This window comes from Amphritea sp. (assembly GCF_050300915.1).
Taxonomy (GTDB): domain Bacteria; phylum Pseudomonadota; class Gammaproteobacteria; order Pseudomonadales; family Balneatricaceae; genus Amphritea.
The window spans coordinates 1-7,782 of the sequence record NZ_JBNKYN010000126.1 but is presented as its reverse complement, the minus strand read 5'-3'; the positions used below and the strand labels follow the sequence as shown (position 1 = coordinate 7,782).

At 50.9% G+C, this 7,782-nt stretch carries 5 protein-coding genes; 1 reads left to right on the top strand and 4 read right to left on the bottom strand.

Translation table 11 applies throughout. The features are described from left to right. Nucleotides 1-16: 16 nt before the first annotated feature. The 3 genes from ACQY8X_RS20320 to ACQY8X_RS20310 form a co-directional block, all read right to left on the bottom strand. A complete protein-coding gene (locus ACQY8X_RS20320; RefSeq protein ID WP_428036954.1) occupies nt 17-727 on the bottom strand; it encodes a GntR family transcriptional regulator in 711 nt (236 codons plus the stop codon). Between the two features lie 183 nt (nt 728-910). Beyond that, nucleotides 911-3,634, bottom strand: coding sequence for a hypothetical protein (locus tag ACQY8X_RS20315; protein WP_428036953.1), 2,724 nt, complete (start codon nt 3,632-3,634; stop codon nt 911-913). A gap of 197 nt (nt 3,635-3,831) precedes the next feature. Further along, nucleotides 3,832-5,757 carry an FAD-dependent monooxygenase gene (locus tag ACQY8X_RS20310; protein ID WP_428036952.1) on the bottom strand — a complete coding sequence of 642 codons (1,926 nt, stop codon included), beginning with the start codon at nt 5,755-5,757 and terminating at the stop codon, nt 3,832-3,834. Between the two features lie 333 nt (nt 5,758-6,090). Here ACQY8X_RS20310 and ACQY8X_RS20305 point away from each other — a divergent pair, with 333 nt between their 5' ends. Next, entirely contained in the window at nt 6,091-7,362 is a 1,272-nt protein-coding gene (locus ACQY8X_RS20305; protein ID WP_428036951.1) for an NAD(P)/FAD-dependent oxidoreductase, read from the top strand. Nucleotides 7,363-7,414: 52 nt separating this feature from the next. Here ACQY8X_RS20305 and ACQY8X_RS20300 read toward each other — a convergent pair. Continuing rightward, nucleotides 7,415-7,782 (bottom strand): helix-turn-helix transcriptional regulator (locus ACQY8X_RS20300; protein ID WP_428036950.1); only part of this gene is annotated, 368 nt, incomplete at its 5' end.

Genomic DNA, 7,782 nt, shown 5'->3' with positions numbered 1-7,782 from the left:
TTTCCAGGCTTAAGATTTAACTGGTAAATATGCTTCTAAGATCCACTGGCTTTTCAGTCGGAGGGTCAAGATTCAACATACTCTGGATATCCAGCAAGTGATCGCGCATCAGTGCCACCGCTTTCTCTGCCTCGCCATTTTCCAGAATTTCAATCAATTGCCGATGATCCCGACAGGGGGGAGTGGGTACATCTCCACTGTTTGACTTGGTGCGTTCATAGAGCGCGATAATCAATGAGGTGCGCGAGATAATTTCCCGCAGAAACTCTGTCAGAACCGGTTTATCTGCCAGTTTTCCAATCAACAGATGATACTCACCGGACAGTCTGATGCGCTGATTATGATTACCGGTGTTATGGGCCATCTGTTCACGGGCAACATGATCTTCCAACGCCTGGCGCTTCTCCGGGGTAAACCCCAGGGCTAACTCCCTGACCAGCTCGGTTTCGATCAACAGGCGTGCCTGAAAAACCTCTTTTGACTCTTTGATAGTGGGCTTGGCGATAAAAGAGCCACTATTGGGAATCGTCTCTACCAGGTTTTCATGCGCCAGTCGCTGGAGCACTTTTCTGACACTACCACGGCCAACGCTAAAAACTTCGCAGAGTTCCTCCTCTTTAAGGCGGGTACCCGGCAACAGTTTACGTTCAAAGATGGCCCCAAGAATCTGATCATAGATCGACTCTTCATCCCGTTTCGCGGTTCTTCTTTTAATATTTTCGTTCATTGATAATGGATTCTATGCTCGCATCAGATAAGCCAGTATTTTACATCAACTACCGCTGGACACGTAACCACAAGATCAACCAGCCGGTTTCAGCCGTTAAACAAAACAGGAAGAGAACCCGCCCCCCTGCTGATAAAAAACGGCGACCTGGAGTAAGCCGCCGCCGATTAGTACTCGCTTAATCTACTCAAAAAACTCCCTGCGATCCGCCAGAATAGCGGGGGGAATATCGATCCAGCGGGCGATATCCCGGTTCCAGGTGATCTTACCGGTATCACCGCTGGGATCTATTTTGTAGTTGTTACAAAAATAAAGACGCCCGCCATTGAGGGGCACCCATTTACGCACATCCAGACAGCCGGAACCTGTCAGGGCTTCATCCAGATCCTCTGCGGTCCACATTTTCTGCGTGCGGCCTTCGCAGAACCATTTGTTTTCATTGTGCTTAGACGGTTTACAGAACGACAGTGATTCCAGCAACCGTTTGCCTTTTTTCACTGGCTTTGGCTGCGGTGGTGGCGTGTCATTATTGGCCACCGCTGTGCCTGGGCTGGAGGAGCCACCGCCTGGATTAATGGTAACGGTGGTTGTACCACCTATGTTAGTCGCTTTGCCGATATCCTTTATCGACACCGCATTGGGCACCTGTATATCGAACGACTGCTGCTTAGGAAAACCTTCATAGACCGGTTGTTTCTCAGCAGTCGGTGTCGTTGTTTTAGCCACCGGCACCGGTTTCTGACTATTTATCTGCGCCTGTTGCTCTGCCCGTTTCCGGTTTAGCTCAGCCAGTTTCTGTTGCTGATTAAGGCGTTTAGCTTCCTGAATCTGCAATGCATTCTGATACATCGCATTGGTTTGTGCAGTAATCTGGTTAACCGTAGAGGTGATATCCATGGTGGATTGCAGCTGACGTGCGGTATTTGCCCAGAACTGTTGCCGCCAGGCTTCCGCTTCCCGCGCATCTTTCGCGCGGACCGAACGATTAATCTGCCACTCAATATCCTGGGCCTGCTGTTGAACATCTTTCCAGATGCCATCAAGCGTGGCGACAATATTGCTATGCAGATCGCCCACCAGTGGCACATACTGAGCTGCCAGAGCCTTGGTTTCAGGGCAATACGCTTCGTTGGCCAAGCGCTCAGCCCGGCGAGCCTGTTGCCAGAGTTTATACAGCTCACGCGCCCCGGCCCGTTCCCGGTCGTCTAAATTATCAGCAACATCCCCTGGATCATCATAACGGGGGGCATACTCCGCCCGACGCACATACTGCATTAATCTTGGCACATCATTTTCGTACCAGGAGGCATAGGGACGATCACTGATAAAGCTGCGTTGTAAGCGTTTGTCGATATTTGACAGATTATCTGTCAGCTGCTGACAGATAAACAGCTCTCTGGATGCCGTGACCGCCTCAGCCCCTTCAGACAGCGGTGCCAGCTGACTCACTTCAAGACGTTTATTCGATGGATTCCAGGAGTAAAGCCGCCGCTCTTCAGCACTATCCCACACCTCCATCTGCTCACCACGGTTACTCTTGACCACTGTTGGAAAGCGGCTGCCATCGCAGGCACCGATCAATAGAAACTGCTGGGCATCGCATTTCTCCAGATATCCCTGACTCACCAGCTGGTCAAGATCACTCCAGGGGAGTGGGAAACGATGTTTAACTTTATGACCCCAGGCTTTGAATAACCGGGTTTTCACCTCTTTATCTGGCGTTTCAGGGTCTACATGCCATAACTCCAGCTGCTTATCCGGGCCTACGGCATAGAGCATATCGCTGCCAAACTCACTAAAACTGGCTACAGGCAGAGAGACATCTTTTTCCGCCAGCCAGGGCTCGTAACGGCTCATCAGCAAAAACTTACTCAGCGTGCCCGGTTTGTTGCCAAAGGATAGCTTAGCCCCCTCTAATAACCCCGGAGTACGCTTGAAACGAAAGTCAGTCTCAACCGGAGCCAGCCGGCCAAACTGTTTCAGGCGTGGATAAAACAGCGCATAACGATGCTGAGTTTCACCTATATTATTGCCCCCGTAAGCCTGAGCATAGCTACATTCGATATAATCCGTAGCGTACTTACGGTTCTGACGGTATTGCGCCTTTGGTAGCTCATTAACACTGGCCATCAATTTTTTAAAGATATCCAGAGCGGGCTTTTCCAGATCGAGAATCACGGGGCGTGGCATCTGTGGATAGATGCGCCACTGCTGCCCTTTCTCATTATGATCGCGACCGATACGGGCATGAAAACTCAACAGCTCATCCGGCTTCGAACCCCAGAACCGCTGATCTGAATTCCAGAAGTTATATTGCCACTCACAAGCGACTGCATTCGCAAACTGAGTAGAAACGACAAAATGGGTCTCACCCATAAAGGTTCGCTCTCCGGCAAAACCAACCAGCGATACGCTTCGCAACGCCTCAGATACCGTCTCTTTATTGTCCAAAGGTGTAAATTGATGCAGCTTAAAATAACCTTTGTAACGCACCGGTATCTGTTTATCGGAAAAGGGATCACGTCCCATAGCATCCAGTTGCCCGTAAACCGGTAACACACGCTGGCTGGCAACATGACGTATACCATAGCCCCAAAAAACGGGGGTACGCAGCTGATCTAATGAAGTATCCGACTGCAACTCCAGAGGCACAGCACTATCGGGAGGGATACGAATAAACTCAAAACCATTTTTCAGCTGATAAGTGAGTCTTGGATGCCAGGCATTAATCCCCAGCGCATAGAAATCCGCAGGGATTGCAACAGAGTCGATGGGAGGCTTGCTGGCTTGCGGTGAGACTGAAGGAGATTTGGCACCATCTGGCACTGTCGGAGGGCTGACACAGCCGGAAAACATCAGCACAACAAACGTAAGCAATAACCATACACGCAGTTTTACATATCTCATTGAACACCCCCACAGCTGCTCCTGATTGACAACAAAACGATCAAAAGTAACCCATGAGTATAAACAACGTGACTGTAAAAAAAAGGCCGGATAGAGGGACAGCTGAGTTTTCCCGGCCCTCAGCACCTTTCTAAAAACAAAAACAGGCGCGGGATCTCTCCAGCACCTGTTTAACACTTTGCGATTTAAACCTTAAATTATCTGGCTGCAGGCAGGTAGATTGCTGCAAAAAAGTCAGCCAGTGCCTGATAACTATCCAGCGGCAGAATCTTGGCAATATACTGATCCGGGCGGACCACGATCATGCAGCCCTGCTGACGATCAATACCGCGCATATCATAGATATCCCCCAGTCCTTTATGATCGACACAGAACACCTTTTCATGATCCTGAAGGCCGAGCTTACCCTTGGTAGGACGAAGCAGTGATGGCATATCTTCATAGGCCAGCTGATCGAAGGTTTGTTGAAAAACCGCCCGCAGATCGATCAGACCATCGATATCCTCATCCTTACCAGTAAATGTCACTACCGGTGAGTCAGGATCAGTCTGCAGCCAGTCCGCCAGCTTATGGATCGCTGAACCCGGCGCAGAGCTGTCGTTCTGTCCGGCAAAGGCATAGATTCTCCAGCGGGTATCCGCCTCAGCCACGTGACCCAGCTGCATCTGCTTCGCATCCGCCAGACGCACAACAGGGGCAGAGTGGAAGCGACGACCAATCTCTTCGCCTTTCGCCAGCGCCTGATAGGTGGAAGCACCAACCAGAGCGGACTCACCATATTTCACCGCCAGTCCACCGGTAAACTCCAGATTAGCTTTGAACTGACGCATAAAGCGTGGCTCGTCACCATTATCCAGCACCGACTCCCCGGCAGGTGCGGACATAATACGCGCCCACTCATGATCGGTGTCCACCAGACGTTTAGCCTCGGCCCAGCGTTCCGCTGAGTAACTGTGCAACAAAGATGGATCAGCGCGCCCCTGTAACACATGGGCCAGCTTCCAGCCAAGATTAAAGGTGTCCTGCATGGACACGTTCATTCCCTGACCGGCCTTGGGGCTGTGCGTATGGCAGGCATCGCCCGCTGTAAAGACGCGGGGATTCCGGCTGGCGGCTTCACCTTCTGGCACATCGTCAAACCGGTCAGTCATCCGGTGACCAATCTCATAGATAGACCACCAGGCAACCTCTTTAACGTCGATCGAATAGGGCTGCATAATGCGATTAGCCCCGGCAATCAGGTCATCTACGGTAAAGTTACGGTTAGCAACCCGTTCGTCAGGGTTGAGCTTGTCCAGCTCAACATACATCCGGAAAAGATAGCCGCCCTCCCGTGGCAGGATCAGCACATTACCCTCATGGGCTGAGGTGATCAGACATTTCTGCCGCACATCCGGAAAATCGGTGTTCGCCAGAATATCCATTACTCCCCAGGCCTGATGCGCCGCATCACCGTGCAGCTCGCCACCAATCGCTCTGCGGACATTGGAACGGGCACCATCACAACCAACCACATAGTTAGCGCGCACGGTTTTGGTTTCCCCGGCGTTGATGCCAGTGTTTTCCAGAGTGACGGTCACCGGATAATCATCGGTCGCGGTATCGACCTTAACATCCACCACCGACCAGCTATAATCGGGCACCAGACGTGTCGGAGCGTTTTCCATCACCTCCAGAAACAGTTCATGGATGCGCGCCTGATTGATGAGGATATGGGGCATCTCTGAGGAGTCATCGGCAACATCCTGCACTCGGCCGATACGTTTGATGTTGTCTGGATTTTGCGGATCAGGCATCCAGAAATTAGTCTGATTGACCCAGTAACTTTCACGCTTAATCTTATCGGCGAAACCGAACGCCTGAAACATCTCCATGGTACGGGTATTGATACCATCGGCTTTTCCCTTTTCCAGCGGACCCGGCGCCGGATCGACAATCATGGTGTCGATTTCAGGAAACTGAGACAGCTGTGCCGCCAGACACAGCCCTGTAGGACCGCAACCGGCGATCAATACATCTACTTTTTCCGGCAGCGGAGCAAACTCGCTGCGGTCGCGACGTTTCGCCGTCGCATTTTTTATATCGGGATCACCCCCGCGAAAACCATCCACATAATACTGCATCGTTTACACCTTCCGATCTTCTTGTTGTATAGAGGCAACCACTGTAAACGATAAGAGATATAGATAATAATTGATATTTATCACCAGATATAAAATTTATGAATATATAAACTCTAGCCCGATGATATATCAGCAGTCTGTTGAGCAGGGAAGCCAGATCTGCAAGCACTTTTCTGAACCACGCCTTTTTCCGCTGCTGCATCAGCAGTAGCGTCCTCTTCTACGACCAATGTTTAAAATTTATAAATTGACTCTGGCTATATTTTGATCTTATATTAGATAAATCTAATAAATATAATACTAAAATAGAGAATGATTCTCTGGAGGAAGCGTATGGCGCATATCATCATCCTCGGTGCCGGTCTTGGCGGCGTTCCGATGGCCTATGAAATGAAGGATCTGGCCGGGCCAGACGATACGGTCACTATCGTTAGTGATAAGGATTACTACCACTTCGTCCCCTCCAACCCCTGGGTTGCGGTTGATTGGCGCAAGCGTGCAGATATTACCGTTCCACTGGCTGCACCGATGGCTAAAAAAGGCGTTGAGCTGGTCGTTAACGCGGCTACACGGGTTCACCCTGAAAGCAACGAACTGGAGCTGGCTGACGGCACTAAGCTCAGTTACGACCACCTGATTATCGCCACTGGTCCAAAACTGGCATTCGATGAGATCGAAGGCTTCGGCCCGGAAGGCTTTACTAACTCTGTCTGCCATATCGATCATGCAGAAACCGCCTGCGATCACTGGAACGCGCTGGCGGAAAACCCCGCCCCGATTGTTGTCGGCGCGGTGCAGGGCGCCAGCTGTTTCGGCCCGGCCTATGAAACCGCCTTCATCATGGATTCCGATCTGCGCAAGCGCAAAATCCGTGATCAGATCCCCATGACCTTTGTCACCTCAGAACCCTATATCGGCCACCTCGGCCTTGATGGCGTCGGCGACAGCAAAACCATGCTCGAAAGCGAACTGCGCAAGCACCATATCGACTGGATCTGTAATGCCAAAGTTGACCGCATAGAAGATGGTCTGATGCACGTTATCGAGTGCGACGAGCAGGGCGAAGAGAAAAAACGCCATGAACTACCGTTCGGCTATACCATGATGCTGCCCGCTTTTACCGGCATCGACGCGGTGCGGGATATTGAAGGGCTGGTCAACCCACGCGGCTTTATTATCATCGATAAACATCAGCGTAACCCCACCTACCCCAATATCTGGGGTATTGGTGTAGCGGTAGCAATCGCACCCAAAAAACCAACCCCCGTGCCTACCGGCGTGCCCAAAACCGGCTTTATGATTGAAAGCATGGTCACCGCCACCGCCCATAACATCCGCTCGGTGCTGGATAGCAAAGAACCGGAAAGCGAAGCCACCTGGAACGCCGTCTGTCTGGCTGATATGGGCGATAGCGGCATCGCCTTTGTCGCCATGCCACAGATTCCGCCACGCAACGTTAACTGGATGAAATCCGGCAAGTGGGTGCATCTGGCCAAAGTCGGCTTTGAAAAATACTTTATGCACAAGATCCGCAGCGGCGTCAGCGAACCGATCTTCGAGAAGTTCCTAATGAAGATGCTGAATATAGATAAGTTGAAGAAGTAGGCTTTGAGATGACCGCCTGGAGGTTTCTGGGCGGTTTGCATTACGAATCCGGCTACAAATGGCTCGAAAAACGCGCTAACTCCCCAGAAAACACGTTTAAGGATTTGAGCGAAAAAACCTCACGACTCACTGACACATTTTCCACACGATCAATTCGAAAGGTGCGTGAAGCCTGACGATCGCAATCCCAAGCGATCAGATACCATACGGGCCAGTTCAGAAACAAATAATGAACCTCAATGCTCCGCTGGGTAGAGAGGCCATCAGCTCGCTGATAACCGATATTAATCGCTTTAGCCTCAAAAAAGCTTTTAACAATGAGATCACTGACTTCGTCAGAGATATCACTTCGATAGCTCTGCATCACCTGTTCAGATGCGTTTTCACCCACCAGAATTCGCTCCCGAATCCCGCGAATGG

Coding starts and splice junctions, on each gene's coding strand:
- ACQY8X_RS20315 (WP_428036953.1), bottom strand. CDS start 3,634: ATGAGATATGTAAAACTGCGTGTATGGTTATTGCTTACGTTTGTTGTG.
- ACQY8X_RS20305 (WP_428036951.1), top strand. CDS start 6,091: ATGGCGCATATCATCATCCTCGGTGCCGGTCTTGGCGGCGTTCCGATG.
- ACQY8X_RS20320 (WP_428036954.1), bottom strand. CDS start 727: ATGAACGAAAATATTAAAAGAAGAACCGCGAAACGGGATGAAGAGTCG.
- ACQY8X_RS20310 (WP_428036952.1), bottom strand. CDS start 5,757: ATGCAGTATTATGTGGATGGTTTTCGCGGGGGTGATCCCGATATAAAA.